The 26,298-nt window shown below is 72.7% G+C and carries 22 protein-coding genes; 7 read left to right on the top strand and 15 right to left on the bottom strand.

The window, feature by feature from the left end; genetic code table 11:
- The first annotated feature begins 277 nt into the window (after nucleotides 1–277).
- Together ACFFHU_RS04620 and ACFFHU_RS04615 are read left to right on the top strand one after the other, a co-directional pair.
- Complete coding sequence (locus ACFFHU_RS04620) at nucleotides 278–2,050, top strand: DEAD/DEAH box helicase (protein WP_377335959.1); 1,773 nt, start codon at nucleotides 278–280, stop codon at nucleotides 2,048–2,050.
- Nucleotides 2,051–2,244: 194 nt separating this feature from the next.
- On the top strand, nucleotides 2,245–2,859 hold the full coding sequence (locus ACFFHU_RS04615) for a putative glycolipid-binding domain-containing protein (protein ID WP_377336075.1): 615 nt from the start codon (nucleotides 2,245–2,247) through the stop codon (nucleotides 2,857–2,859).
- A 15-nt stretch (nucleotides 2,860–2,874) separates the two neighbouring features.
- Here ACFFHU_RS04615 and cds1 read toward each other — a convergent pair whose 3' ends face one another.
- The 3 genes from cds1 to ACFFHU_RS04600 all read right to left on the bottom strand — a co-directional run bounded on the left by cds1 (nucleotide 2,875) and on the right by ACFFHU_RS04600 (nucleotide 5,633).
- Entirely contained in the window at nucleotides 2,875–3,966 is a 1,092-nt protein-coding gene (gene cds1, locus ACFFHU_RS04610) for an L-cysteine desulfhydrase Cds1 (RefSeq protein ID WP_377335957.1), read from the bottom strand.
- A gap of 200 nt (nucleotides 3,967–4,166) precedes the next feature.
- Nucleotides 4,167–5,000 carry an SDR family oxidoreductase gene (locus ACFFHU_RS04605; RefSeq protein ID WP_377335955.1) on the bottom strand — a complete coding sequence of 278 codons (834 nt, stop codon included), beginning with the start codon at nucleotides 4,998–5,000 and terminating at the stop codon, nucleotides 4,167–4,169.
- A gap of 174 nt (nucleotides 5,001–5,174) precedes the next feature.
- Entirely contained in the window at nucleotides 5,175–5,633 is a 459-nt protein-coding gene (locus tag ACFFHU_RS04600) for an Lrp/AsnC family transcriptional regulator (RefSeq protein WP_377335952.1), read from the bottom strand.
- A 245-nt stretch (nucleotides 5,634–5,878) separates the two neighbouring features.
- Between ACFFHU_RS04600 and ACFFHU_RS04595 the strand changes: the two genes are divergently transcribed.
- Nucleotides 5,879–6,154, top strand: coding sequence for a BldC family transcriptional regulator (locus tag ACFFHU_RS04595; protein ID WP_377335949.1), 276 nt, complete (start codon nucleotides 5,879–5,881; stop codon nucleotides 6,152–6,154).
- Between the two features lie 10 nt (nucleotides 6,155–6,164).
- On the opposite strand, the gene ACFFHU_RS04590 is transcribed toward ACFFHU_RS04595, so the two are convergent.
- The 4 genes from ACFFHU_RS04590 to ACFFHU_RS04575 form a co-directional block, all read right to left on the bottom strand.
- Nucleotides 6,165–6,791 (bottom strand): UbiX family flavin prenyltransferase, encoded by a 627-nt coding sequence (locus ACFFHU_RS04590; protein ID WP_377335947.1) that lies wholly within the window; start codon nucleotides 6,789–6,791, stop codon nucleotides 6,165–6,167.
- A 102-nt stretch (nucleotides 6,792–6,893) separates the two neighbouring features.
- Nucleotides 6,894–7,796, bottom strand: a complete 903-nt coding sequence (gene mqnP, locus ACFFHU_RS04585; RefSeq protein WP_377335945.1) for a menaquinone biosynthesis prenyltransferase MqnP — start codon at nucleotides 7,794–7,796, stop codon at nucleotides 6,894–6,896.
- Complete coding sequence (locus ACFFHU_RS04580) at nucleotides 7,796–9,256, bottom strand: menaquinone biosynthesis decarboxylase (protein ID WP_377335943.1); 1,461 nt, start codon at nucleotides 9,254–9,256, stop codon at nucleotides 7,796–7,798. The genes mqnP and ACFFHU_RS04580 overlap by 1 nt, the downstream gene beginning before the upstream one ends.
- A gap of 219 nt (nucleotides 9,257–9,475) precedes the next feature.
- Nucleotides 9,476–10,039, bottom strand: a complete 564-nt coding sequence (locus ACFFHU_RS04575) for a carboxymuconolactone decarboxylase family protein (protein ID WP_377335941.1) — start codon at nucleotides 10,037–10,039, stop codon at nucleotides 9,476–9,478.
- Nucleotides 10,040–10,168: 129 nt separating this feature from the next.
- On the opposite strand from ACFFHU_RS04575, the gene ACFFHU_RS04570 reads away from it, so the two are divergent.
- Both ACFFHU_RS04570 and ACFFHU_RS04565 read left to right on the top strand, forming a co-directional pair.
- Nucleotides 10,169–10,648 carry a MarR family winged helix-turn-helix transcriptional regulator gene (locus ACFFHU_RS04570; protein WP_377335939.1) on the top strand — a complete coding sequence of 160 codons (480 nt, stop codon included), beginning with the start codon at nucleotides 10,169–10,171 and terminating at the stop codon, nucleotides 10,646–10,648.
- A 168-nt stretch (nucleotides 10,649–10,816) separates the two neighbouring features.
- Complete coding sequence (locus ACFFHU_RS04565) at nucleotides 10,817–11,710, top strand: esterase/lipase family protein (protein WP_377335937.1); 894 nt, start codon at nucleotides 10,817–10,819, stop codon at nucleotides 11,708–11,710.
- Nucleotides 11,711–11,828: 118 nt separating this feature from the next.
- On the opposite strand, the gene ccsB is transcribed toward ACFFHU_RS04565, so the two are convergent.
- The 6 genes from ccsB to hemL are packed head-to-tail and all read right to left on the bottom strand — an operon-like array spanning nucleotide 11,829 to nucleotide 18,114.
- Nucleotides 11,829–12,833, bottom strand: a complete 1,005-nt coding sequence (ccsB, locus tag ACFFHU_RS04560) for a c-type cytochrome biogenesis protein CcsB (protein WP_377335935.1) — start codon at nucleotides 12,831–12,833, stop codon at nucleotides 11,829–11,831.
- Entirely contained in the window at nucleotides 12,833–14,494 is a 1,662-nt protein-coding gene (resB, locus tag ACFFHU_RS04555) for a cytochrome c biogenesis protein ResB (protein ID WP_377335933.1), read from the bottom strand. Before resB ends, ccsB begins: the two co-directional genes overlap by 1 nt.
- The gene (locus tag ACFFHU_RS04550; RefSeq protein WP_377335931.1) at nucleotides 14,494–15,510 is read right to left on the bottom strand and encodes a cytochrome c biogenesis CcdA family protein; all 1,017 of its coding nucleotides are present in this window, start codon (nucleotides 15,508–15,510) and stop codon (nucleotides 14,494–14,496) included. Before ACFFHU_RS04550 ends, resB begins: the two co-directional genes overlap by 1 nt.
- Nucleotides 15,510–16,088 carry a TlpA family protein disulfide reductase gene (locus ACFFHU_RS04545; protein WP_377335929.1) on the bottom strand — a complete coding sequence of 193 codons (579 nt, stop codon included), beginning with the start codon at nucleotides 16,086–16,088 and terminating at the stop codon, nucleotides 15,510–15,512. Before ACFFHU_RS04545 ends, ACFFHU_RS04550 begins: the two co-directional genes overlap by 1 nt.
- Nucleotides 16,085–16,732, bottom strand: a complete 648-nt coding sequence (locus ACFFHU_RS04540) for a histidine phosphatase family protein (RefSeq protein WP_377335927.1) — start codon at nucleotides 16,730–16,732, stop codon at nucleotides 16,085–16,087. The genes ACFFHU_RS04545 and ACFFHU_RS04540 overlap by 4 nt, the downstream gene beginning before the upstream one ends.
- Nucleotides 16,729–18,114: a glutamate-1-semialdehyde 2,1-aminomutase gene (hemL, locus tag ACFFHU_RS04535; protein ID WP_377335925.1), complete on the bottom strand. Its 1,386-nt coding sequence runs from the start codon at nucleotides 18,112–18,114 to the stop codon at nucleotides 16,729–16,731. Before hemL ends, ACFFHU_RS04540 begins: the two co-directional genes overlap by 4 nt.
- Nucleotides 18,115–18,285: 171 nt before the next feature.
- Here hemL and ACFFHU_RS04530 point away from each other — a divergent pair, with 171 nt between their 5' ends.
- On the top strand, nucleotides 18,286–18,621 hold the full coding sequence (locus ACFFHU_RS04530; RefSeq protein ID WP_377335923.1) for an STAS domain-containing protein: 336 nt from the start codon (nucleotides 18,286–18,288) through the stop codon (nucleotides 18,619–18,621).
- Between the two features lie 258 nt (nucleotides 18,622–18,879).
- Nucleotides 18,880–21,171, top strand: a complete 2,292-nt coding sequence (locus ACFFHU_RS04525) for a rhamnogalacturonan lyase family protein (protein WP_377335921.1) — start codon at nucleotides 18,880–18,882, stop codon at nucleotides 21,169–21,171.
- Nucleotides 21,172–21,234: 63 nt separating this feature from the next.
- Here ACFFHU_RS04525 and ACFFHU_RS04520 read toward each other — a convergent pair whose 3' ends face one another.
- Nucleotides 21,235–21,795 (bottom strand): response regulator, encoded by a 561-nt coding sequence (locus ACFFHU_RS04520; RefSeq protein WP_377335919.1) that lies wholly within the window; start codon nucleotides 21,793–21,795, stop codon nucleotides 21,235–21,237.
- 104 nt (nucleotides 21,796–21,899) lie between these two features.
- The gene (locus ACFFHU_RS04515; protein ID WP_377335917.1) at nucleotides 21,900–26,276 is read right to left on the bottom strand and encodes a hybrid sensor histidine kinase/response regulator; all 4,377 of its coding nucleotides are present in this window, start codon (nucleotides 26,274–26,276) and stop codon (nucleotides 21,900–21,902) included.
- Nucleotides 26,277–26,298: the final 22 nt, after the last annotated feature.

Below are 26,298 nucleotides of genomic sequence, written 5' to 3'. Positions count from 1 at the left end.
TCCGGGGTTCCAGGGGCCGGCGTCCGGGTCGCGAGCGGATACCCGGCTGGCGGTTGCCTAAGCACGCTCCGTGACCGTCGCGGGAGCGCGAGGTGACGCTGCCCACTGGAGTGCCCGGAGCGCGGTGTCGACGCGCGACGACCGCCGTACACTTGTCGCGATCATTGACCGGGCGCGCACGGCGTGCGCCCTTGGGCGATCTTGCGGGCGAATCAGCGGCGACCATCCGGCCGCGGCGGGCCATCGCGAAGATGCGCCCCGCCCTGAGAGGTTCTTCTTGACGTCCTTTGCTGACCCCAGCACGTTCCCGTCCGTCTTCGACATCCCGGCCGACGCTCCCGACGCGGCGAGCCCGGCCAACGCCCCGGAGCAGCCCGCCGACGCGGCCCCGGGTGGCGAGCAGCAGCCCGCCGACGCGGCCACCGGCAGCGAGCAGCAGCCCGCCGCGACCTTCGGCTCGCTCGGCCTGCCCCAGCCGCTCGTCCGGGCGCTGGCCCGAGAGGGCATCACCGCGCCGTTCCCGATCCAGGCGGCCACCGTGCCGGACGCCCTCGCCGGCCGCGACGTGCTCGGCCGGGGGCAGACCGGCTCCGGCAAGACGCTGGCCTTCGGGCTGCCCGTGCTGGCCCGGCTGGCGGCCGGCGAGCGGGCCCGGCCGAGGCATCCCCGCGCGCTGGTCCTGGTGCCCACCCGCGAGCTGGCCATGCAGGTCAACGACGCGCTGCTGCCGCTCGGCAAGGCCGTCGGGGTGTTCCTCAAGACCACCGTGGGCGGCGTGCCCTACGACCGCCAGATCGACGCGCTGCGGCGCGGCGTCGAGATCATCGTGGCCACCCCGGGCCGGCTGGCCGACCTCATCGAGCGGGGCGCCTGCCGGCTCGACGAGGTCGAGGTCACCGTGCTGGACGAGGCCGACCAGATGGCCGACATGGGCTTCCTCCCCGAGGTGACCGAGCTGCTGGCCAAGACCCCGGCCGGCGCGCAGCGCCTGCTCTTCTCGGCGACCCTCGACGGCGACGTGGATGCCCTGGTCAAGCGGTTCATGACCGATCCCGTGACGCACTCCACCGCGCCGGCCACGGCCGCCGTGTCCACCATGGATCACCACCTGCTGCTGATCCCGCCGACCGAGAAGTTCGCCGTGGCGGCCTCCATCGCTGCCCGCCAGGGCCGGACCATGATGTTCGCCCGTACCCAGCTGGGCGTCGACCGCCTGGTGGGGCAGCTCGCCGCGGTGGGGGTCCGGGCCGGCGCCCTGCACGGCGGCAAGACCCAGCGGGTACGCACCCGCACCCTCGCCGAGTTCCGCGAGGGGCGGATGGACGTCCTGGTCGCCACCGACGTGGCCGCCCGGGGCATCCACGTCGACGGGGTGTCCCTGGTCGTGCACATCGATCCGCCCAAGGACGCCAAGGACTACCTGCACCGGGCCGGTCGTACCGCCCGGGCCGGCGAGTCCGGCGCGGTGGCCACGCTGGTCCTGCCCAAGCAGCGCCGGTCGACCGTGGCCATGCTGGAGAAGGCCGGCGTCCAGCCGGAGCAGTCCCGGGTCCGCCCCGGCGACCCGGTGCTGGCCGAGCTGACCGGAGCCCGCCAGCCCAGCGGCGTGCCGGTGGTCGACGAGCCGGCGCCGCGCCGGTCCGACCGACCACGCTCCGACCGCCCGCGCGGCGAGCGCCGGTACGGCGACCGACCGACCGGCGAGCGCCGGTACGGCGACCGCCCGACCGGCGAGCGCCGGTACGGCGACCGCCCGACCGGCGAGCGGCGCTTCTCGGACCGGCCCGCGGGTGAGGGCCGGCACGGCGACCGACCGCACGGCGACCGGCCGCGCTGGGACGACCGGTCCGGGGAACGGTCCACCGAGCGGGGCGAGCGCCGGTACGACGACCGGCCGCGGCGGGAGGACCGCTTCTCCGATCGGCCGCGGGCCGAGCAGCGCAGCGGCGAGCACCGCGGCTCGTTCCGGCCGGCCGGGCGCCCGTTCGCCGACCGCGGCGACCAGGGGCAGCGCCGCTTCGACGGCCGGCGACCCAGCCGTACCCACTGATCCACCCGGTGCCCGGCGGGGCCGCACGTCCCGCCGGGCCGGACCGGGCGCGACCCGGCGCGCGCGGGTCCGACCGGCGCCCGCGCCCAACCGGGTGCGACCCGGCGCCCGCGCCGAACCGGGCGCGAGCGGCGCCCGCGCCGGACCGGGTGCGGGGATCCCGGCCGGCCGGTAACGTCCCGTTCATGGCCACGATGCCGATCTCGCTGTTCTGGACCCGCACGGACACCACCGGCAGCGACCATTGCCTGGTCGACGACCATGCCGGCCTGACCGCCCGGGGCGTCGCGCAGGCGGTCGATCCGGTCCCGCACACCTGCCAGTACGAGGTGCTCACCGACGAGTCGTGGACCACGGTCCGACTCGAGGTGACCACCGAGGGCGCCGGCTGGCAGCGGACCGTACGGCTGGAGCGGGCCGGCGACCGGTGGCGAGTGACCACCGGCGAGCAGGGTGACCTCGACGCGGCGCTGCGGGCGGCGGGCCGCCCGCCCGTGGGGCTGCCCGGCACCGACGATCCGGACCGGTTGGCCGAGGCGCTCGATGTGGACCTCGGCGGCGCGCCGCTGTTCAACACGCTGCCGGTACGCCGGCTCGGGCTGCTCGACGCCGCGCCGGACACCGAGCGGGGGCTGACCGTCGCCTGGGTGCTGGTGCCCAGCCTGGTGGTGGTGCCGGCGGAGCAGGTCTACACGACGCTCGGGGGCGGCCGGGTGCGGTTCGCCAGCGACACCTTCAGGGCGGACCTCGACCTGGACGAGCGCGGCTTCGTGCGGGACTACCCGGGGCTGGCGCGCCGCGCCGGCTGAGCGTGCCCTCCTTTCTCAGCCCTGCCAGACGCCGGTGGCGAGGAATTTCTCCACGATGGCCAGGTGCGGGGCCAGGTCCATGCCCTGCCGAGCAACCCATTCGTCCGAATAGTACGAGTCGGCGTACCGCTCTCCGCCGTCGCAGAGCAGGGTGACCAGCGAGCCGGTCCGGCCGGTGGCGCGCAGCTCGGCGATCAGGGCGAACGCGCCCCACAGGTTGGTGCCGGTCGAGCCGCCCACCCGCCGGCCGAGGGTCCGGGAGGCGGCGCGCATGGCCGCCAGCGACGCGGCGTCGGGCACCGAGATCATCCGATCGACCACCGACGGCACGAACGACGCCTCGACGCGAGGCCGGCCGATTCCCTCGATCCGCGAGCCCTGGCCGGTGGTGGCCGACCAGTCGGCGGCCGCCCACGCCGGATAGAACGCCGAGTTCTCCGGGTCCACCACGCAGACCTTGGTGGCCAGCCGGCGGAACCTCGCGTACCGGCCGATGGTCGCGCTGGTGCCGCCGGTGCCGGCGCCCACCACGATCCACGCCGGTACGGGGTGCCGCTCCAGCTCCAGCTGGTGATAGATCGACTCGGCGATGTTGTTGTTGCCGCGCCAGTCGGTGGCCCGCTCCGCGTAGGTGAACTGGTCCATGAAGTGGCCACCCTGGTCCTCGGCGAGCCAGCGCGCCTCGACGACCACCCGGGCCGGATCGTCCACCAGGTGGCAGCGGCCGCCCTGGAACTCGATCAGGCTGATCTTCTCGGCCGACGTGGACGCCGGCATCACGGCCACGAACGGCAGGCCCAGCATCCGGGCGAAGTACGCCTCGGAGATGGCCGTCGACCCGGAGGATGCCTCGACGATCGTGGTCTGCGGGCCGATCCACCCGTTGCACAGCGCGTACAGGAACAGCGAGCGGGCCAACCGGTGCTTGAGCGAGCCGGTGGGGTGCACCGACTCGTCCTTCAGGTACAGGTCGACACCCCACTCGGGCGGCAGCGGGAACGGCAGCAGGTGCGTGTCGGCGGACCGGTTGGCGTCCGCTTCTACGGCCGCGATTGCGGCCGTAACCCAGGCTCGGTCTGCGTCGTTACACCTGTCCACGTGCGTCACCTGCGGGACGGTACAGCGCCCGGTCGCGCCGCCGCCACCTGCCCGCGCGGGCCGGCAGCCACCGACGATGATGGCGGCAGCGACCGACGGTCGCGCCGGCGGCCACCCCGCTCAGCGCCGGCGGCCACCTCGCCCAGCGCCGGCGGCCACCCCGCTCAGCGCCGGCGCCACGTCCGCTCGGGGCCGGCGGCCACCGTCGGTCAAGGCCGGCCACGGTCGGACAGCCGGCGGCGCTGCCGGCGCTGCCCGGCCCGGCCCACGGCCGCCACCACCGGGGTGAGCCGGACGGCGAGCCCGGGCAGGGCGTCCAGCAGCCGCACCTGGGCGCCGCGCCACCCGGGCATGGTGACCACCGGGCGCGGGCGCCGGGCGAGCCGGGCGGCCCGGGCGGCCACCGCCTCGGGCCGCAGCAGCGCGCCGGTGAACGAGGCCGCCGCCTGCGGATCGTCCAGCCGGTCGTGCAGCATCGGCGTCCAAATGCCGTCCGGGCAGAGGCACGAGATGTCGATCCCCCGTACGCCCGCGCCGCGCAGGTCGGCCAGGGTGCCAAGGCTGAACGCGAGCAGCGCGTGCTTGCTGGCGGCGTACACGGTCTCGCCCGGCGCGGCCACGAGCCCGGCGAGCGACACGACGTTGAGCACGTGCCCGGCGCCGCGCCGGCGCATGACGGCCAGCGCCGCCAGCGTGCCGTTCATGGCGCCGAGGGCGTTGACCTCGATGATCTGCCGCCGGGCGGCCGCGTCCTGGGTCCAGGCGGGACCGGTGGCGAGGATGCCCGCGTTGTTCACCCACAGGCCGAGCCCGTCCCGGCGGTCGGCCTCGGCCGCCACCGCGGCGCAGCCGGCCTCGTCGCGCACGTCCAGGCCAGCGGACCAGCCGCCGAGCGGTTCGGCCGCGCGGGCCGCGCCGGCCGCGTCCACGTCGGTGACCAGCACCCGCCAGCCGTCGGCGTGCAGCGCCGCCGCGATGGCCAGGCCGAGCCCACGGGCCGCGCCCGTCACCACGGCGGACCCTCCGGCCGGTACGGAACTCACGTTCGCACCCTAGGTACCGCTGGCAGCCCTGCCAAGGCCGCCCGCCGGCCGCCGAACCCGCCGGCTGCCGGCACCGCCGGACGGCGGCGGCCGCTCAGCCGGGCGGCGGCGGGCCGCTCAGCCGGGCGGCGGCCGGCCAGCCGGGCAGCGGCCGGTCAGCCGGGCAGCGGCCGGTCAGCCGGGCGGCGGCATCAGCGGTTGCGGGCGGTTCTCCCACTTGGTGGACAGCGCGATGCCGGTACGGGTGGAGGCCACCCCGGGGGTCCGGTTCAGCCGGTTGATCAGCTGTTCGAGTTCGGCGATGCTGCCCACCCGCGCCTTGAGCAGGAAGGACTCGACCCCGGCCATGAAGTAGCAGGACTCGATCTCCGGCATCTCCCGGAACGCGGCCAGCACGTCGTCGGTGTCCCCGCCGGAGTCCTGGACGATCCCGATCAGCGCCGTGACGCCCAGATCGATGGCCTCGGGCTCGATGTCGGCGCGGTAGGCCCGGATCACCCCGCCGGCCTCGAGCTTGCCCACCCGTTCGTGCACGGCCGGCGCCGACAGCCCGACCTGGCGGGCGAGTTCCGCGAAGGAGAGCCGGGCGTTTCCGCGTAACAGGTCGACCAGGGCCCGATCGATGGCGTCCATGAGATCTAGAGCCTACGCGGCGTGTTCCGGCGTCGTCCCGGACGCCGCCGGGACCATAACATGAAACGGCAGAAAACCCCGCAAAAAAGAACGCTCATCTTCTCAACGAGTACGTTTTCGCGTTTCGGGGACACGCCACGCCGGCGATGCTTGAATTGCCCTACGTCCCTAACCGACCGCGGTAAGCACCCGGCTGGGGGACAGTCCTAGCAGCCGGGGGGCTCGTCGGACGCGAGGAGGGGGCTGTGGATACTGGAGATCGTCTGTTGACGCCTGGCGAGGTGGCCGCGTTGTTCCGGGTCGACCCGAAGACCGTCACCCGCTGGGCCGCCGCCGGGCGGATCGGCAGCATCCGGACTCCGGGCGGGCACCGGCGCTTCCGCGAGTCGGAGGTGCGTGCGCTGCTCGAGGGGGAGGGCATGCTCGACGAGGTCGGCGAGGTAGCCGGCGACCGGCCGCGCAACGCGGGTCCGGCCGCCACCGGCGGGCCACCCGGCCCGGCGAACGCCGGCCTCTACTGAGCGCCGGTCGCTACCGCGCACCGCCGAGTTCGCCGGTCCAGCGCCGGAACAGCGTGTGCGGTACGCCGAGCGCGTCCAGCACCTTGCCCGCCACGAAGTCCACCAGTTGTTCCGCCGATGCCTGCGCGCCGGCGCCGTAGAAGCCGGGGCTGGCCGGCAGCACCACGGCGCCGGCGTCGTGCAGGGCGATCAGGTGTTCCAGGTGGCTGCGGGTGACCGGGGTCTCCCGGGGCACCACCACCACCGGTCGGCGCTCCTTGAGGTTCACCTCGGCGGCGCGCTGCAACAGATCCTTGGACAGTCCGATGGCGATGCCGGCGCAGGCGGCCGTGCTGGCCGGCACCACCGCCATCCCGCGGGCCGGGTAGGAACCGCTGCTCGGCCCGGCCGCGAGGTCGCCGGCCGGCCAGTATTCGAGGTCGGCGCCGGCCAGATCGCGACCGAGCCAGCCGGCCAGGTCGTCCTTCCAGTGCGCGTCCCGGAACGGCCGGCGGGTCTCGTCGAGCAGGGTCAGCCGGGCGGCCCGGGAGACCACCAGATCGACCGGCTCACCGGCGTCCAGCAGGGCGCGGAGCACGGCCGCCGGGTACGGCGTACCGGATGCTCCGGAGACTCCAACCACCCACGGCCTGCGCATGCCGTCAAGCCTGCCTGCCGCGGCGGCCGTCGCCCAGCGTCATGACCTCACGCCCTGAGATGACGGCGGGACGCCTCATCCCCGCGGGCCCAGCCGGAACACTCATCCCCGCAGGCCCAGCCGGAAGACCAGATCGAGCAGGGCGAACACGAACAGGGCGATGCCCACGAAGCCGTTCGCGGTGAAGAACGCCCGGTTGACCTTGGACAGGTCGGTGGGGCTGACCACCACGTGCTGGTAGCCGAACGCAACGGCCGTGAGCAGCAGGCTGAGCCACCACGGCCAGCCGTACCCGACAAGCTGCCCGAACCAGACGAACAGCACGAACGTCACGATATGCGCCACCGTCGAGGCGTGCAGGGCGGTACGCAGGCCGAACCGGGCCGGCACGCTGCGCACGCCGATCCGCCGGTCCACCTCGGCGTCCTGGCAGGCGTAGATGAGGTCGAAGCCGCCGATCCACAGCCCGACGGCCGCGCCCAGCACCCAGGCCGGGCCGGAGCCGGCGAACGTGCCGGTCACCGCCAGCCAGGCGCCGACCGGTCCCACGGCCTGCGCGACGCCGAGGATCGCATGCGGAAAATCGGTGAACCGCTTGCCGTACGGGTAGATCACCAGCGGCACCGCCGCGAGCGGCGCGAGGGCCAGGCAGAGCGGGTTGAGCAGGGCAGCGGCGCCGAGGAATACGACCAGCGCCACCACCGCGCCGGTCCAGGCCGTCCGGACGCTCACCGCGCCGGTCACCATCTCCCGCCCGGCGGTACGCGGGTTCCGCGCGTCGATCCGGCGGTCGATGATCCGGTTGGCGGCCATCGCGAACGTCCGCGCGCCCACCATGGCCACCGTGATCAGCAGCAGGTCCAGCCAGCGCACGTGGCCGCCCACCACCTCCATGGCGGTCAGGGCGGACAGGTACGCGAAGGGCAACGCGAACACCGAGTGCTCGATCGCGACCAACCTGAGGAACGACTTGACCCGGCCGGGCCGCTCCGCCACCGCCGTCATCAGATCCCGTACTCCTTCCACCGCTTGTCCACCAGGGCGACCACCTCGGGCGACATCCGCATCGCCGCCGGCCACCCCCGGGTGTAGCCCTCGGTCGGCAGCTTGCGGGTCGCGTCCACGCCCGCCTTGCCACCCCAGAACTGCTGGTACGACGCGTGGTCGAGGTGATCCACCGGCCCCTGCGTGACCAGCAGGTCGTGGTCGTAGTCCACGTTGCCGAAGGCCCGGAAAGCCACCTCGGCGTAGTCGTGCACGTCGCAGTCGTCGTCCACCACCACGATCAGCTTGCTCAGGCTCAGCAGGTGGGCGCCCCAGACGGCGTTCATCACCTTCTGCGCGTGCTTCGGGTAGCGCTTGCGGATGGACACGATCACACAGTTGTGGAACACCCCGGCGGCCGGCAGGTCGTAGTCGACGATGTCCGGGATCAGCAGCTTCAGCAGCGGCAGGAAGATCCGCTCGGTGGCCTTGCCGAGGCCGTGATCCTCCTGCGGCGGCTGGGAGGTGACGATCGAGTGGTACACCGGGTCGCGCTGCATGGTCATGGTTTCCACGTGCAGCACCGGGAACGGCTCGACCGGGGTGTAGAACCCGGTGTGGTCCCCGAACGGGCCCTCGGGCAGCCGCTCCCCGGGCTCCAGATAACCCTCCAGCACCACCTGGGCGCGCGCCGGGACCTGGAGCGGCACGGTGAGGCAGTCCACCATCTCCACCCGCTCGCCGCGGAGGAAGCCGGCGAACAGGTATTCGTCGATGTCACCGGGCAGCGGCGCGGTGGCCGCGTAGTTGAGCACCGGGTCGCAGCCGATGGCCACCGCCACCGGCAGCCGCTGGCCGAGCCGCTCGGCCACCGCGTGGTGCGCCGTGGAGTCCTTGTGGATCTGCCAGTGCATGCCCAGGGTGTTCGGCGAGTGCTGCTGCAACCGGTAGAGCCCCAGGTTCCGCTTGCCGGTCTCCGGGTGCTTGGTGTGGGTCAGCCCGAAGTTGTGGAAGATCCCGCCATCGTCGGGCCACACCTGCAGGCCGGGCAGCCGGTTCAGGTCCACCTCCCCGCCCCGGTAGACCACCTGCTGGCAGGGCGCGGTCTTCACCTTGCGCGGCGGGACCGACTTGAGCTGGAGCACCTTGCCCAGCCCCTCCCGGATCCCGGACCAGCCGACCGGCAGCTCCGGCTTGACCAGCGCGCCGATCCGCTCGCCGATCTCGTCCAGCGAGTCGACCCCGAGCGCCATGGCGGTGCGCCGCTCGGTGCCGTACAGGTTGATGGCCAGCGGCATCTCGCCCCGGGTCGGCCGCTCGAACAGCAGCGCCGGCCCGCCGGCTCGGACGGTCCGGGTGACCACCTCGCTGATCTCCAGGGTGGGGTCCACGGGCACGTCGACCCGGCGCAGCTCCCCGGCCCGCTCGAGAGCGGCCAGGAAGTCCTTGAGGTCCGGGTACGGGAAGCCACGTGGTGCCATCCCCCCAGTCTCCCGCACCGCCCCCCGACCCGAAGGAAGGGCCCCTTGTTATCGCTTCCGGCATAGGAAGGGCCCCCTGTTAACGCCCCCGTCCCGGGCCACGTGGTCCGTGCGCCCGCGTCGCCTCAGGGCAGTCGCCGAGCTGCCACTCCTCGATCTTCTCGATGGCGAACGGCACGCCCGCCAGGCCGTCAGGCCGCGGGCGCCGTGCCCAGGCCGTCAGGCCGCGGGCGCCGGCTCCCAGGCGTAGGGCCGCAGGGACTCGTCGAGCGGCGCGCCGACCAGGCGGTTGGCGAAGGTGGAGATCGTGTACGCCCCGACGCCCAGCACGACGTCGAGGGCGTGCCGCGGCAGGTGACCGGCGGCCAGAAAGTCGTCGAGCTCGTTGTCGGGCACCGCGCCCCGGTGGTCGAGGACGGCGAGTGTGAAGCGGCGCAGCGCCTCCAGGCGTGGATCCGGCACCGCGTCGCCGGCCCGCAGGGCGGCGATCAGCTCGGCCGGCGCGCCGGCGCTGGTCAGCGCGCCGGTATGCATGGCCACGCAGAGGTGGCAGCCGTTCCGGGTGGCGACGGTCATGATCACAAACTCCCGCTGCAGCCGGTCGAGGCCGCTGGCCTCGAAGCTGCGGTTGGCCGCGAGGAATCCCTCGAGCAGTTGCGGCGACTCGGCCATCAGGCCGACGGCGGCGGGCAGATAGCCGAAGGAACGGTGGATCCGCTCCATCATCGGCCGGGCCGCGGGCGGTGCGGTGTGCACGGTGTGTACGGGGAAGCTCTCGGACATGGCCGGCCTTTCCGGGCGAACGGGATCGCGGCAGGACGGCGGGGCACTCCGCCTCGATCCGGCCATGCCGTACGATCGTCAACGTGGTTGACCAAATAGTAAACGCGGTTGTCGATCCTGGCAACGGCCATGTCACCGGCTGAGCCGGACCGGCCGGGATTCCTGCTTCCATTGCTGCTCCTGGCCGGGTTTCGGACGCTGATCGACGACCTGCACACCGAACTCGCCCGTACGGGCGGGCACCCCGAGCTCCGCCCGCTGCACGGGTTCGTGCTCCAGGCGGTCGGGCCGAGCGGCACCACCGCAACGGAGCTCGGCCGGCGGCTCGGCATCTCCAAGCAGGCCGCCGGCAAGACGATCGACCGCCTGGTCGCGGCCGGATACCTGGAGCGGGTCGACGACCCCCGGGACGCCCGCCGCAAGATCGTCCGGATGACGGATCGCGGCCGGGACGGCCTCCGTCGGTCCGCCGAGATCTTCGACGAACTCCGGGACCGCTGGGTGGGCGCCCTCGGCGCGGACCGGGTGGCCGCCATCGAGGACGATCTGCACCTCCTCGCCGCCGCCAACCTGCACCGGCTGGACGTACCGGGCTGGCTCGGCGGCTGAACCACGATCCACTCGCCGCCCGGTCCGGGGCCGGCGAACTTTGCGCTACCGAGCGGTAACTTTTTCATTGACGTTGCTGGATTGTTAAGCGCATGCTGTTCTCACGATCGATCGGAGCCCCCACCACCTCCCGGAACCCCACCGGGACCTCCAGCAGGAGGTGCAGCGATGCTGCTCCGAAAGATCCTGATCAGCGCCGCCCTGGCCACCGCGACCGCCGTCGCCATACCCGCCGGCGGGGCCGCCGCGGCCAACACCGGAGCCGGCGCCGCCCCGGCCACCGCGACCACGACCACGACCACGACCACGACCACGACCCACTCGACCATCACCGCCGGCTCGGCCTCCGCCACCGGCCCGACGTCCCGCTCGACCTCGACCGCCGGCTCGGCCGTCGCCGCCGCGGGCAACCCGGTGATCGTCGTGGGCGGTCTCTCCGGGTTCGCCGCCGTCTACGGGCCGCTGGCCGACCGGCTCCGCGCGGACGGCTACCGCACCTTCGTCTACGAACTCCCCGAACTGGGCTTCGGGGACATCGCCGCCTCCGCGACCGCCTTCCGCGGGTACGTCGGCCGGGTGCTGGCCAGCACCGGCGCCGCCCGGGTGGACCTGGTCGCTCACTCCGAGGGTGGCCTGGTCTCCCGCTACTACCTGCGCAACCTCGGCGGGGCCGGCAGCGTCGGCCGGTACATCAGCCTGGGCACCCCGCAGTACGGCACCTACGTGGCGAACATCCTGGCGTTCCTGGGCCTGGGCAGCTGCGTGGGCATCATCGCGTGCCAGCAGATGACCATCGGCTCGTCGTTCCTGGCCGCGCTCAACAGCGGCGACGACACCCCGGGCGGCGTCCGCTACACGACCATCCGGACCGCGCAGGACGAGCTGGTCCGGCCCACCCCAAACGCGGCGCTCACCGACGGCGCCACGAACGTGCTGGTCCAGGCCTACTGCCCGCTGCGGGTGGTCGGCCACGTCGGCCTGGTGCTGGACGGTACGACGTACTCGATCGTGCGGAGCGCGCTGCGCGATGCGGCCATCCGCCCCGACTGCCTGGCGCTCTGAGCCGTCCCGCCTCGCCGAACTGGGGAGGTTTGTTGTCGCTGGAGCGACAACAAACCTCCCCAGTTCCCGCCCTACCCCTCGGCATGGAGCCGGGCCGGGTCGACGAGGACGAGGTCGGCTACTTCACGCCGGAGTACGAGTGCAGGCCGCTGATGAACAGGTTGACCCCGAAGAGGTTGACCAGCATGGTGGCGAAGCCCAGCACTGCGATCCAGGTGGCGACGTTCCGCTTGACGCTGGGGGTGGCGCGGGCGTGCAGGTAGCCGGCGTACACCACCCAGGAGATGAAAGCCCAGGTCTCCTTCGGGTCCCAGCCCCAGTACCGCCCCCAGGCCGCCTCGGCCCAGACCGCGCCGGCCATCACGCCGAACGTCCAGATCGGGAAGGCGAAGGTGTGCAGCCGGAACGTCATCCGCTCCAGCGGCGCGGCCGCCGGGACCCGCCGGCCCAGCGAGTACGGGAACCGCCGCTTGCCCCGCTCGTAGCCGTCCCGGATCAGGAACATCACCGCCGGGACCGCGCCCAGCAGGAACAGCCCGGAGGCCAGGCTCACCGCGGTGATGTGGATGACGAACCAGTACGAGTTGAGCGCCGGCACCAGCGGACCGATCGGCACGTACACCACCAGGCCGGCCATGGCCAGCAGCAGCACCTCGGCCAGGGCCACGAACAGCCCCAGGTGCCGGATGCCGGGCGCCCGGCGCAGCACCACGAGCCAGCCGACGATCGCCACGAACGTGGCCACCAGCACGTACTCGTACATGTTCCCCCACGGCAGCCGGTCCGCCGCGATGCCCCGGGTGACGATGGTGGCCAGGTGGCCGGCCGCGCCCAGCAGGGTGGCGAGCACGGCCAACCGGCCGGCCAGCGCGGCCCGCCCCGGTCCCCGGTCGACGGGGCCGGCGGGCGGCTCGACGGCCGGGACCTCGTCCGCGACCGGCAGGTCGGGTCCAGGGGAGGTACCGCCGCCCGCGCCCACCGTGACCAGTTCGCGGGCCGGACGTACCGAACCACGGCCCACGGCCGCGCGGTTGCCGAAGGCGTACTCGGCGGCGTGGCAGATCATCGCGACCAGATACACGAAGATCGTCACGACCAGGAGCTGGTCGGACAGCGCGGCCATCAGTCGGTCCTCTCGCGCTCCGCGCCGCGGTCCCCCGCGACGCTGTCGGCATCACCGCTGGTCGCGGCGGTGCTCTCGGCCCCGCCGTTGCGTACGGCGGTGACGAGCTGGTCGAACTCGTCGGCGAATCCTGCGTAGTCGGCGCGCGGCAGCCCACCGGCCTCCACCAAGCTACTACCGTCCGTCGGAGAAGCGGCGTCCGGGTTCGCCGAGACCCGGAACCAGACCCGGCGGCGCCGGCTGGTGAGCGACAGCATCAACCCGATCAGCAGCGCCACCGCGCCGCCCAGCACGATCAGCTCCCCCGGGTCGTACCGGACGGAGAGCGTCACGTACGGGCGGGTGCCCAGGAACTCGACCTTGCTGCCATCGTCCAGCGTCCAGGAGTCGCCGGGCTTCATCACCTTGGCGCCGACCTGCTTGAGCTTGCCGCTGGCGATCTGTCGCTGGTCGAGCCGGTAGACCGAGCCGGGGATGCCGGCGTCCATGCCCAGGTTCCCCCGGTACGCGACCAGGTTGAGCCGCGGGTTGCGCTCCGCCGGATAGCTGGACCGGACGTACGGCGGCGAGTCCGGCGCGGTGGGCAGGTAGAGCCCGTCGAACCCGACCTGCTGGTCGGGGTTGCGCGCCCCGGTCTTCGGGTCGACGTTGGCGTCCGGGAAGGTGGCCACCCCCTGGCCGGTGAGCATCCCGTCGTTGGTCAGGAAGGGGGCCGCCGAGGTCTGCTGGCGGCCGTACCGGTCGGTGTACCGGATCACCGGGGCATACCCGTGGCCGAGCAGGTAGACGTTGGCGTGGCGCAGCCGGAGCGGATCGTTCACCGAGAACGCGGCCGTACGCTCCGGCCGGCCCTGCTCGTCCACCTTGACGGTGGCCCGGAACGACTTCGGCTGGCCGGTGGGCTGGTAGGTCGCCTGAAAGTCGGTCAGCTCCAGGCAGAACGACGGCAACTCGGAGGCGTCCACCCGGGGGCCGAGCCCGCTCTCGTCGTACTGCTGCAGGACGTTGCAGAAGGTCTTGTCGGCGCCGGCCACCAGCAGCCGGTTGCCGTGCCACCCGTACCAGTTGCCCAGCGCCACCCCGAGCAGGACGGCGATGAGCGTCACGTGGAAGACCAGGTTGCCGGTCTCCTTGAGGTACCCCTTCTCCGCGGCCACGGTGTCGCCGCGGACCGCGACCCGCCAGCGGCGCCCGCGCAGCACGGCCGCGATGGCCGCCGGATCGGCGGCCGCCGGGTCGGTGAGCACCCGGTGCTGCGGCAGCCGGTCCAGCCGACGCGGCCCGGCCGGCGGCCGCGACCGCAACGCCCGCAGGTGGTCCCGGGCCCGCGGCACGATGCAGCCGACCAGCGAGACGAACAGCAGCACGTAGATGGCCGAGAACCAGGGCGAGGCGAAGACCTCGAACGCGCCGACCGAGTTGAACACCGGGAACAGCTTCGGGTGCTGCGCCTGCCAGTCGTTGACCTTGTCGATGTTGACGGCCCGCTGCGGCAGCAGCGAGCCGGGGATCGCGGCCACCGCCAGCAGGAACAGCAGCACCAACGCGGTGCGCATGCTGGTCAGCTGCCGCCAGGAGTTGCGGAGCAGCGCGAGCAGCCAGTTGGGCCGCCGGGGCGGCGGCGTGGGCGGGCTGGCCACCCGCTCGGTCACCGTGGACATCAGATACCCACCTCCCCGGGGCCGACCGTGGTCTGCAACCAGATGATGAAGCTCTGCCACCCGCCGGTGACCAGGGCCAGGCCGACCAGGATCAGCAGCGCGCCGCCCACCCGGGTGACCCACCGGCTGTTCCGGCGGACCGCGCGGAACAGGCCCAGCAGCCGGGAGAAGCTCAGGCCGAAGACCACGAACGGCAACCCCAGACCCAGGCAGTACGCCGCGGCCAGGATCACCGCCCGGTCGGTCTGCCCGCCGACCGTGGCCATTCCGAGCACCGCCCCGAGGGTGGGCCCGGTGCACGGCGCCCAGGAGAGCGCGAACACCGCGCCGAAGACGGGGGCGCCGAGCAGCCCGGCGGCCGGCAGCCGGTGCAGCCGGAACTCCCGCTGCAGGCCGGGAACGAGGCCGAGGAACGAGAGCCCGAGCACGATGATGAGCAGGCCGACGGCCACCTCGAGGGCCCGGCGGTGCGCGAGCATGGCCTGCCCGACGCCCGCGAGCAGGATGGCCGTCAGCAGATAGACCGCCGTGAAGCCGGCGATGAACAGCAGCGTCCCGGCCAGCACCCGGCCCTTCACCGACCGCCCCCGGCCGGCCGACGGCCCCCGGTCGCCCGGCCGCTCGACGGTCACGGTGCCAGCCCCGGCACCGGCGGTCGCGGCGCCGGCGGTCGCGGCGCCGGCGGTCGCGGCGCCAACCGCGGCGCCGGCGGTCGCGGCGGTCGGGGCGCCGCCGGTCGCGGCGCCAACCGCGGCCCCGGCGGTGTCCGCCGCCGTCCCGCCGGCGGCGGTGTTAGGAAGGGTCCCCGCTACAACGGAATCCGATAACAGGGGGCCCTTCCTTACCGACCGGCCCTCCAGGTCGGCGCCGGCCAGGCCGGTGACGTACGACAGGTAGCCGGGGACCAGGGGCAGCACGCAGGGCGACAGGAAGCTCACCAGCCCGGCCAGCGCGGCCGCCCCCACGGCCAGCAGCAGCGGGCCGGACTGGGCGAGATTGGCGAACGCGGCGCCCATCAGGTCCCGCTCGGCGGCTCGGCGGCGATCCGGTCCACGATCGGCCGCAGGTCCTCGGCGCGTACCGGCTTGCGGATCACCACGGCGATCCGACCGGCCCGGTCCAGCACCACGGTGGCCGGGGTGGCGTTGGGCGGCACCTGGAAGCCGAGCGCCACCTTGCTGCCCGGGTCGTACAGGCTCGGGTAGGTCAGCCGGCCCCGCTCGAAGGCCCGGGCGTTGTCCCGGCCGTCCTGGGTGTTGACGCCGAGGAACCGCACCCCGGCCGCCTTCGTGGCCTGGTATGTCGACTCCAGGTCGTCGGCCTCGGCCCGGCACGGCGCGCACCAGGAGCCCCAGAAGTTGACCACCACGACGTTTCCGCGGTCCTGCTGCACGTCGTACGAGCCGCCGTTCAGCAGCTCGCCGCTGATCGGGGTGGGCGCCGGCCGCTTGTCCGGCGGGCACTGCACCACGCCCTCCGGCGTGGTGGCGCAGCTGGACCGCCAGTCGAACTTCGTGCCGCCGTTCGAGCACCCGACCAGCGCCCCGGCCGCGACCGCGGCCAGGAGTCCGGCGAGCACGCGGCGGGCCATCACGCCCCCTTGGCCGTCCGCGCGCCAGGCGACAGGGCGACGAGGTGTGCGGCCGGCTCCGAGTAGCCGATGCCGACGATCTTGGTGCCGTCGAAGTGGAACGAGGTGAGGCTGGCCAGCCCGCACTGCCGCCGGCGCGGGTCGTGCCAGAGGCGCTTGCGCTCGACGTACCGGCGCAGGGTCCAGATGGGCAGCTGGTGCGAGACGCAGACGGCCTCGCGGCCCTCGGCCGCCACCCGGGCGGCCTGCAGTGCCCCGAACATCCGCTGGGCGATGACGTTGTAGGCCTCGCCCCAGGACGGGGTGACCGGGTCCCGCAGCACCCACCAGTTGCGCGGATCCCGGAACGAGCCGTCGCCCGGGGACACCCGCTTGCCCTCGAACCAGTTGGCGCTCTCGATCAGCCGCTCGTCGACCCCGACCGGCAGACCGAACTGGGCCGCGATCGGCTCGGCGGTCTGCTGGGCCCGTTCCAGCGGGCTGGCCACCACGTGCACGATGTCCCGCTCGGCGAGCGCCTGGGCGGCCGCCTTGGCCATCTGTACGCCCAACTCGGACAGCCGGTAACCGGGCAGCCGGCCGTACAGGATCTTCTCCGGGTTGTGCACCTCGCCGTGCCGCAGCACGTGCACCACGGTCTCGCTCACGCCGGCTCCTCGCTCTTGCGGGCGCCGGCCGCCGCGGTGGCCGCCCGGGACAGAGCGCCGGCCGCCGCGGTGGCCGCCCGGGGCAGGGCGTCGGCCACCCGGTTCAGCGCCGCGTCGTCGGTGGCCAGCGCGTCCGAGACGAACCACGCCTCAAAGGCGCTGGGCGGCAGGTAGACGCCGTCGGCGAGCATCGAGTGGAAGAACGCCCGGTACGCGGCCACGTCCGTGCTGCGCGCGGTCTCGTAGTCCCGCACGTCGACCTCGGTGAAGAAGATCGAGAACATGTTGCCGGCGGTGGACAGCCGGTGAGGCACGCCGGCCGCGCCGAGCGCGTCGCTGGCCAGCCGGCCCAACCGGTCGGCCACCGCGTCCAGCCGCCGGTAGAGCGCGTCGTCGGCGAGCCGCAGGGTGGTCAGGCCGGCCGCGCAGGCCAGCGGGTTACCGGAGAGCGTGCCGGCCTGGTAGACCGGACCGGCCGGGGCCAGCCGGGCCATCACCTCGGCCCGGCCGCCGAACGCCGCCGCCGGGAGGCCGCCGCCCATCACCTTGCCGTACGTGAACAGGTCGGCGTCGACCGGCTCGTGCCCGGCCCAACCGCCCCGGCTGACCCGGAAGCCGGTCATCACCTCGTCGACGATCAGCAGCGCGCCGTACTCGTGCGCGATGGCCGCCAACCGGGCGTTGAAGCCGTCCCGGGGGGCCACCATGCCCATGTTCCCGGCCGCGGCTTCGGTGATGATCGCCGCGATGTGCTGGCCCTGCTCGGCGAAGACCGCCGCCACGGCCGCCGCGTCGTTGTACGGCAGCACGATGGTCTCCCCGGCGGCCGCCCCGGTCACCCCGGGCGAATCCGGCAGGCCGAGGGTGGCCACTCCGGAGCCGGCGGAGGCCAGCAGCGCGTCCACGTGCCCGTGGTAGCAGCCGGCGAACTTGACGATCTTGGACCGGCCGGTGAACCCGCGGGCCAACCGGATCGCCGACATGGTCGCCTCGGTGCCCGAGTTGACCAGCCGGACCTGCTCGACCGGCGTCCGGTCCACGATCTCGGCGGCCAGCTCGACCTCGCCGGGCGTCGGCGTGCCGAAGCTGGTGCCGCGGGCGGCCGCCGCCTGCACCGCGGCCACCACCTCCGGGTGGGCGTGCCCGAGCAGCAACGGCCCCCAGGAGGCCACCAGGTCGACGTACCGCCGCTCGTCGGCGTCGTACAGCCAGGCGCCCGACCCGCGCACCATGAACCGGGGGGTGCCGCCCACGGCCTGAAAGGCGCGTACGGGAGAATTGACCCCGCCCGGGACGATGCTGCGGGCGCGGTCGAAGAGGGCTTCGGAGGCCGGCGCAGCGCTCGGGTACGGAGCGCCGCCGGCGGGGTACGAATCAGTCACGGCTCTGCCATTCTGACAGCGCCGCCGCGCGGACCGGCACCGACCCCACCCCGGGTTACCAGGCTCACCCCGCCGCCGGCCGCGCTCACCCCGCCGCCCGGCCGCGCTCACCCCGCCGCCCGGCCGCGCGCTCAGCGGGCCGGCCGCGCTAGATCGCGATAGGCTCGCAGCGTGGAGCGTGCGGAGCTGACCATCACGGTGCAGCGGACGAGCGACGAGGTCATCCTGGGCCTCGCCGGCGAGATCGACATGCTCACGGCGACCCGGCTGTCGGCCGTGGTCAACGAGGCGTTGGCGGATCCGCCGCCGCGCATCGTGCTCGACCTGGCCGGGGTGACCTTCTGCGACTCGCAGGGGCTGGGCACGCTGGTGGTGCTCAGCCGCAAGGCGAGCCACGCGCAGAGCCTGCTCATCCTCACCAACGTCGGCGACTTCCTGCTGCGGGTGCTCGACATCACCGGCCTCCGTTCGGCCCTGATGGTCCGCAACGAACAATCCGCCGGCTGACCCACCCCACCCCAGCGCAGGTTGGCCGAGAGATCCGGGCCTTGGGAAAGCGCTTCCCGTAACGCCAACTTCTTGATCGACGGGGGGGCTGGCGGGTGGTTGTGTCGGGGAACCGGGTCCGCTAGCGTGCTGAAGCACACGGGCCGAGCGACGTACGTCAATGTAAGCGCTTGCTGAGTCAGCGCGGCGCGCCCCCCGCGAGTCCAGGGCAGACCGCGGCGACGGCCGCGCGCGTACACCCTCCGCGGAGGTTCGCCCATGTCCCGCACCTTCTCCCGCCGGACCGCCCTGCTCGCCGCGGCCGGCGCCGCCGTGCTCGCGGCCGGCACGCTCGGCACGGCCACCGCGACGGCCGCGGCGGCCGGCTGCCGGGTCGACTACCAGATCGCCAGCCAGTGGTCCGGCGGCTTCGGCGCCAACGTCACCATCAGCAACCTCGGCGACCCCGTCAACGGCTGGACGTTGACCTGGTCCTACACCGCCGGCCAGCAGGTCACGAGCGCCTGGAACGCCACGGTCACCCAGGCCGGCGCCCAGGTCACGGCCAGGGACGCCGGCTACAACGGCTCGATCCCCACCGGCGGGAGCGCGTCGTTCGGCTTCAACGCCTCGTGGAACAACAGCAGCAACCCGGCCCCGCCCTCCTTCGCGCTGAACGGGACGACCTGCACCGGGACGGTCCCGACCGGCGGCCCCAGCACCGCGCCCCCCACGACGGCGCCGCCGACGACCGCGCCACCCACCAGCGCGCCGCCGACCACTCCCCCGCCGCCAACGGACCCGCCGACGAGCCCGGCGCCCGGGGCCAAGCAGCTGGAGAAGCTGGACCGGGGCCTGGTCAGCGTGCGCTCCGGCGCCGGCAACCTGGTCTCCTGGCGGCTGCTCGGCACCGAGGTGTCCGGGGTGTCGTTCAACCTGTACCGCGGCTCGACCAGGGTCAACTCCAGCCCCATCACCGGGGCCACCAACTATCTCGACCCCGGGGCGGCGGCCGGCTCGGCGTACACGGTGCGGGCCGTGGTGAACGGCGTGGAGCAGGCGGACTCGGCCCCCGCCTTGCAGTTCCCGTCCGGCTACCTGGACGTGCCGATCCAGCCGCCGGCCGGCGGCACCACCCCGGACGGCGTGGCGTACACGTACTCGGCCAACGACGCCAGCGTCGGCGACCTGGACGGGGACGGCCGGTACGAGTTCGTGCTCAAGTGGGACCCGTCCAACTCCAAGGACAACTCGCAGTCCGGCTACACCGGCAACGTCTACGTCGACGCGTACACCCTGACCGGCACCCGGCTGTGGCGGATCGACCTGGGCCGCAACATCCGGGCCGGCGCCCACTACACGCAGTTCCAGGTGTACGACTACGACGGCGACGGCCGCGCCGAGGTGGCCATGAAGACCGCCGACGGCACCCGGTCGGGCACCGGCCAGGTGATCGGCTCGTCCTCGGCGGACTACCGCAACTCCAGCGGGTACGTGCTGTCCGGGCCGGAGTACCTGACCATGTTCGACGGCCGCACCGGCGCCGCCCTTTCCACCGTGGACTACGACCCGCCGCGCGGCACCGTCTCGTCCTGGGGCGACTCGTACGGCAACCGGGTCGACCGGTTCCTCGCGGCCACCGCGTATCTGGACGGGCAACGGCCCTCGCTGATCATGTGCCGCGGCTACTACACCCGGGCGGTGATCGCGGCCTGGGACTTCCGCAACGGCGCCCTCACCAAGCGGTGGACCTTCGACTCGAACGCCTCGGGCAACGGCGCCGCGGCCGGCCAGGGCAACCACAACCTGTCGGTGGCCGACGTGGACAACGACGGCCGCCACGAGATCGTGTACGGCGCGGCCACCATCGACGACAACGGCCGGCTGCTTTACTCCACCGGCAACGGGCACGGCGACGCGCTGCACGTCGGCGACCTCGACCCGAGCCGGGCCGGCCTGGAGATCTTCAAGGTCGACGAGGACGACACCAAGCCCAGCTCCTGGATGGCCGACGCGCGTACCGGCCAGGTGCTCTGGACCACCCCGCCGAACGGCGACAACGGCCGGGGGGTCTCGGACGACGTCTACGCCGGCAGCGCCGGCGCCGAGTCCTGGTCCGCGCACGCCGACGGCCTGCTCGACACCCGCGGCCAGAACATCGGCCGCAAGCCGTCCTCGATCAACTTCGTCATCTGGTGGGACGGCGACACCACCCGCGAGCTGCTGGACGACACGCACATCGACAAGTACGGCACCGGCGGCGACACCCGGCTGCTCACCGGCAGCGGCGTGGCGTCGAACAACGGCACCAAGGCCACGCCCTCGCTGTCGGCCGACATCCTCGGTGACTGGCGCGAGGAGGTGGTCTGGCGCACCTCGGACAGCCGGGCGCTGCGGATCTACAGCACCCCGACGCCCACCACCACCCGGATCTACACGCTGATGCACGACCCGCAGTACCGGGTCTCCGTCGCCTGGCAGAACACCGCCTACAACCAGCCGCCGCACCCCGGCTTCTTCATCGGCAACGGCATGTCCACCCCGCCCACCCCGAACGTCTACCTGCGCTGACGGTCGCGGCGATCATGGTCTTTACTGCGACAGACACGTCCTGCGTCGCAGTAAAGGCCATGATCAACGGGCGGCCGCGCCGCCGGTGCGGGCCTGGTCGAGCAGGTCCAGGGCGCGGTCCCGGGCGTCCGGATCGGCCGTACGCAGCAGATCGGCGGCCTCCTGCACCGCCGCGGTCAGCGCCCGCCACCGGTCCTCGCGCTCCCGTACCAGCTGCGACTGGGCGTGCAGCTGGCGGTTCTTCTCCCACAGCTCGACGAAGACCGACACCTTGGCCCGCAGCACCCAGGGGTCGAACGGCTTGGTGAGATAGTCGACGGCGCCCACCGCGTACCCGCGCAAGGCCAGCTGGGCGTCCCGATCGGCCGCCGTGAGGAAGATGATCGGGATGTGCCGGGTCCGCTCCCGCCGCTTGATGTGGCTGGCCGTCTCGAAGCCGTCCATGTCCGGCATCTGCGCGTCCAGCAGGATCACCGCGAAGTCGTCCACGAGCAGCTGCTTCAGGGCCGCCTCGCCGCCCTCCACGGCGACCGGCGTGACCGGCAGGCCCTGCAGGATCGCCTCGAGCGCCAGCAGGTTCTCCCGGCGGTCATCGACCAGCAGCGCCTTGGCCTGCTCGCTCACCTGTCGCCACGCTCCTCAGCCTCGTTGTCCGACATTCGCCGCGCCGTTCCCCGCGTCGCCGTTCCCCGCGTGCTTTTGGGCCGCGTGGTCCTTCGCCGCGCTCGTCATGATCCGCCAAGCCGCCCGTCCGGGGCGCGCCGGTCGCCGGTCACCCAGACGGCCATCAGCTCGATCAGCTCGTCCAGGTCGACCGGCTTGGTGATGTAGTCACTGGCGCCGGCCGCCAGCGCCGACTCCCGGTCGCCCGGCATGGCCTTCGCGGTCAGGAAGACCACCGGCAGCTCCGCGAAGTGATGGTTGCGCCGGATGGCCCGGGTGGTCTCGTACCCGTCCTGGTCCGGCATCATCGCGTCCATCAGCACGATGTCGACCTCGGGATGCTCGGCCAGCAGCCGGACCCCGTCGACGCCGTTGTCCGAGTAGATCACCGTCATGCCGTGCAGCTCCAGCGCGCTGGTGAGGGCGAAGACGTTCCGCACGTCGTCGTCCACGATCAGCACCGTCGCGCCGTCCAGCTGCCGGGACGCTGGCGTGCTCACCGGTTCCTCGGAGATCGCCCGCAACATCGGCGGCGCCCCGGCGCCGAGCAGCTGCGGCGTGGCCGCCTGGAGGGGGGTCAGCACCGCCTCCGGGGCGAGCACGTCCGGCACCCACAGCGTGAAGGTCGAGCCCTGACCGGGCGCGGACGACACCGTGATGGCGCCGCCGAGCAACCGGGCCAGGTCGCGGCTGATCGACAGGCCCAGCCCGGTGCCGCCGTACCGCCGGCTGGTGGTGCCGTCGGCCTGCTGGAACGCCTCGAAGATGAGGTCCGCCTTGTCGTCCGGCACGCCGATCCCGGTGTCGATCACCTCGAAGGCGACCACCTGCCGGGCGGCCTGCAGGGTCGGCACCTCGAACGGCCGGCCGGCGGGCGCCGGGCCGATCCGCAGCGTGACCGCGCCGTTGTCGGTGAACTTCACGGCGTTGGAGATCAGGTTGCGCAGGATCTGCTGGAGCCGCTGGGCGTCGGTGACGATCGCGACGGGCAGGTCGCGGGAGACGCGTACCTGGAAGTCCAGACCCTTCTGCTCGGCCTGCGGGGCGAACGCCTGCTCCACGTAGTTGCGGATCTCCGCGAACCGCACCTCGACCGGTTCCACGTCCATCCGACCGGCCTCGATCTTGGACAGGTCGAGGATGTCGTCGATCAGCGACAGCAGGTCCGAGCCCGCGCTGTGGATGGTGCGGGCGAACTCGATCTGCTTGTCCGTGAGGTTGCGCTCGGGATTGTCGGCCAGCAGCCGGGCCAGCAACAGCAGCGAGTTGAGCGGCGTCCGCAGCTCGTGGCTCATGTTCGCGAGGAACTCGGACTTGTACGCCGAGGCCCGGCTCAGCTGCTGCGCCTTCTCCTCCAGCCCGATGCGGGCCAGCTCGATCTCCCGGTTCTTCGTCTCGATGTTGCCCTTCTGCTCGCTCAGCAGCTGTGCCTTGTCCTCCAGTTCGGCGTTGGTGCGCTGCAGCTCGGCCGACTGCTCCTGCATCTCGTGCGCCAGCCGCTGGGACTGGGCCAGCAGCTCCTCGGTCCGCCGGTTGGCCTGGATGGTGTTCACGGCCACGCCGATGGTCAGCACCAGCCGCTCGAGGAACGCCAGGTGCAGATCGGAGAAGGTGGTCACACCGGCGAACTCGATCACGCCGAGCAGCTCGCCCTCGAACAGCACCGGCAGCACCACCAGGTCGGCCGGCGGGGTCTCGGCCAGGCCGGAGCGGACCACGAGCCGCCCATCCGGCACCGCCCGTACCCGGATCGTCCGCCGGGACAGCGCCGTCTGCCCGACCAGGCCCTCGCCGGGACCGAAGGTGATGTCGTGGTCGCGCGACACATAGCCGTACGAGGCGGTGAGCCGCAGCCGGATCGCCCCGTCGGAGTCGTCGGCCAGGAAGAACGCGCCGAGCTGGGCGTCGACCAGCGGGGTGACCTCCATCATGATCATGCGGCAGACCTCGCCGAGGTCGCGCTGACCCTGCAACAGGTCGCCGATCCGGGCCAGGTTGGAATCCAACCAGCCCTGCTCGGCGTTCTTCTTGGTCGTCTCCCGCAGGGTGACGATCATCTGGTTGATGTTGTCCTTGAGCTCGGCGATCTCGCCCTGCGCCTGCACGGCGATGCGCTGGGTCAGGTCGCCGCGGGTCACCGCCGTGGAGACCTGGGCGATCGCCCGCAGCTGGGTGGTGAGCGTCGAGGCCAGCTGGTTGACGTTCTCGGTGAGGTCCCGCCAGGTGCCCGAGACGCCCTTCACCCGCGCCTGACCGCCGAGCTTGCCCTCGATGCCCACCTCGCGACCGACCCGGGTCACCTCGTCGGCGAACGACGAGAGCTGATCCACCATCGTGTTCACGGTGTTCTTCAGCTCCAGGATCTCGCCCTGGGCGTCCACCGTGATCTTCTGCCCGAGGTCGCCCTTGGCCACCGCCGTGGTCACCGAGGCGATGTTGCGGACCTGGGAGGTGAGGTTGGAGGCCATCGAGTTCACATTGTCGGTCAGGTCCCGCCAGGTGCCGGAGACCCCCTTCACCTCCGCCTGACCGCCCAGCTTGCCCTCCGTGCCCACCTCGCGGGCCACCCGGGTCACCTCGTCGGCGAACGACGACAGCTGATCCACCATGGTGTTCACCGTCGACTTCAGCTCCAGGATCTCGCCCTGCGCGTCCACCGTGATCTTCTGCCCGAGGTCGCCCCGGGCCACCGCGGTGGAGACCTGGGCGATGTTCCGGACCTGCGAGGTGAGGTTGGAGGCCATCGAGTTCACGTTGTCGGTCAGGTCCCGCCAGGTGCCGGCCACGCCCCGCACCTGCGCCTGACCGCCCAGCTTGCCCTCCGTACCCACCTCGCGGGCCACCCGGGTCACCTCGTCGGCAAACGACGACAGCTGATCCACCATCGTGTTCACCGTCGACTTCAACTCCAGGATCTCGCCCCGGGCATCCACCGTGATCTTCTGCGACAGGTCGCCCTTGGCCACCGCCGTGGTCACCGAGGCGATGTTGCGGACCTGGGCGGTGAGGTTGGAGGCCATCGAGTTCACGTTGTCGGTCAGGTCCCGCCAGGTGCCGGCCACGCCCCGCACCTGCGCCTGACCACCGAGCTTGCCCTCCGTACCCACCTCGCGGGCCACCCGGGTCACCTCGTCGGCGAACGACGACAGCTGATCCACCATCGTGTTCACCGTCGACTTCAACTCCAGGATCTCGCCCCGGGCATCCACCGTGATCTTCTGCGACAGGTCGCCCTTGGCCACCGCCGTGGAGACCTGGGAAATGTTCCGCACCTGCGAGGTGAGGTTGCCGGCGAGCTGGTTGACGTTCTCGGTGAGGTCCCGCCACGTACCGGACAGGCCCCGGACCTGGGCCTGGCCGCCCAGCTTGCCCTCGATGCCCACCTCCCGGGCCACCCGGGTCACCTCGTCGGCAAACGACGACAGCTGATCCACCATCGTGTTCACGGTGTCCTTGAGCTCGAGGATCTCGCCCTGGGCGGCCACGGTGATCTTCTGGCTCAGGTCACCGCCGGCCACCGCCGTGGAGACCTGGGCGATGTTGCGGACCTGGGCGGTGAGGTTCGAGGCCATCGAGTTGACGCTGTCGGTCAGGTCCTTCCAGGTGCCCGCCACGTTCGGCACCTCGGCCTGACCGCCGAGCTTGCCCTCGGTGCCGACCTCCCGGGCCACCCGGGTCACCTGCTCGGCGAACAGCCGGAGCGTGTCGGTCAGCGAGTTGATCGTGTGAGCCAGCTCGGCCACCTCGCCCCGGGCCGACACGGTGATCTTCTGCGACAGGTCGCCCCGGGCCACCGCCGTGGACACCTGGGAAATGGACCGCACCTGGTGGGTGAGGTTGGAGGCCATCGTGTTCACCGAGTCGGTGAGGTCGCGCCAGCGTCCCGAGACGCCCCGGACCTGGGCCTGGCCGCCGAGCTTGCCCTCGGTGCCCACCTCGCGGGCCACCCGGGTCACCTCGTCGGCGAACGACGACAGCTGGTCCACCATCGTGTTCACGGTGCGGCCGATCCGCAGGTACTGCCCGCGCAGCGGTCGGTCGTCGATCTCCATGGCCATGTGCTGGGACAGGTCGCCGTTGGCCACGGCGGCGATCACCCGGGCGATCTCGGTGGTGGGCCGGCCCAGGTCGTCGATCAGCGAGTTGACCGCCCGGTTGCTCTCGGCCCACGATCCGTCCAGGCCTTCCTCGTCCAGGCGCTCGGTGAGCCGCCCGTCCCGGCCCACCGTACGGCTGATCCGCCGCAGGTCGAGATGCTGCCGCTCCTGCAGCGCCACCACGTCGTTGAAGACGTCGACAAGCTCACCGGCGCTCCCGGCGCGCCGGGGCAGCCGTACCTTGAGATCGCCCCGGCGGACCCGCCGCAACGCCTCGGTGAGTTCACCGAGCAGCGCGGTCTCGTTCGGGGTCGCGCCCGCGGACACGTCGTTCACCGTGGTCATGAAATTCCTCGCTCAGCTCGCC

The organism is Plantactinospora siamensis (genome assembly GCF_042434095.1).
Taxonomy (GTDB): domain Bacteria; phylum Actinomycetota; class Actinomycetes; order Mycobacteriales; family Micromonosporaceae; genus KBS50.
The sequence above is the reverse complement of the archived record's forward strand: the minus strand, read 5'-3'. Positions and strand labels throughout refer to the sequence as shown.

Bases quoted from the DNA above. Each gene is read 5' to 3' on its own strand.
- ACFFHU_RS04525 (WP_377335921.1), top strand. From the start codon at position 18,880: ATGTCCCGCACCTTCTCCCGCCGGACCGCCCTGCTCGCCGCGGCCGGC.
- ACFFHU_RS04550 (WP_377335931.1), bottom strand. From the start codon at position 15,510: ATGGGCGCCGCGTTCGCCAATCTCGCCCAGTCCGGCCCGCTGCTGCTG.
- ACFFHU_RS04600 (WP_377335952.1), bottom strand. From the start codon at position 5,633: ATGGACGCCATCGATCGGGCCCTGGTCGACCTGTTACGCGGAAACGCC.
- ccsB (WP_377335935.1), bottom strand. From the start codon at position 12,833: ATGGCCGCGCTGTCCGACCAGCTCCTGGTCGTGACGATCTTCGTGTAT.
- mqnP (WP_377335945.1), bottom strand. From the start codon at position 7,796: ATGACGGCGGTGGCGGAGCGGCCCGGCCGGGTCAAGTCGTTCCTCAGG.
- ACFFHU_RS04515 (WP_377335917.1), bottom strand. From the start codon at position 26,276: ATGACCACGGTGAACGACGTGTCCGCGGGCGCGACCCCGAACGAGACC.
- ACFFHU_RS04615 (WP_377336075.1), top strand. From the start codon at position 2,245: ATGCCGATCTCGCTGTTCTGGACCCGCACGGACACCACCGGCAGCGAC.
- resB (WP_377335933.1), bottom strand. From the start codon at position 14,494: ATGTCCACGGTGACCGAGCGGGTGGCCAGCCCGCCCACGCCGCCGCCC.
- ACFFHU_RS04570 (WP_377335939.1), top strand. From the start codon at position 10,169: ATGTCACCGGCTGAGCCGGACCGGCCGGGATTCCTGCTTCCATTGCTG.
- ACFFHU_RS04575 (WP_377335941.1), bottom strand. From the start codon at position 10,039: ATGTCCGAGAGCTTCCCCGTACACACCGTGCACACCGCACCGCCCGCG.
- ACFFHU_RS04580 (WP_377335943.1), bottom strand. From the start codon at position 9,256: ATGGCACCACGTGGCTTCCCGTACCCGGACCTCAAGGACTTCCTGGCC.
- ACFFHU_RS04590 (WP_377335947.1), bottom strand. From the start codon at position 6,791: ATGCGCAGGCCGTGGGTGGTTGGAGTCTCCGGAGCATCCGGTACGCCG.
- ACFFHU_RS04565 (WP_377335937.1), top strand. From the start codon at position 10,817: ATGCTGCTCCGAAAGATCCTGATCAGCGCCGCCCTGGCCACCGCGACC.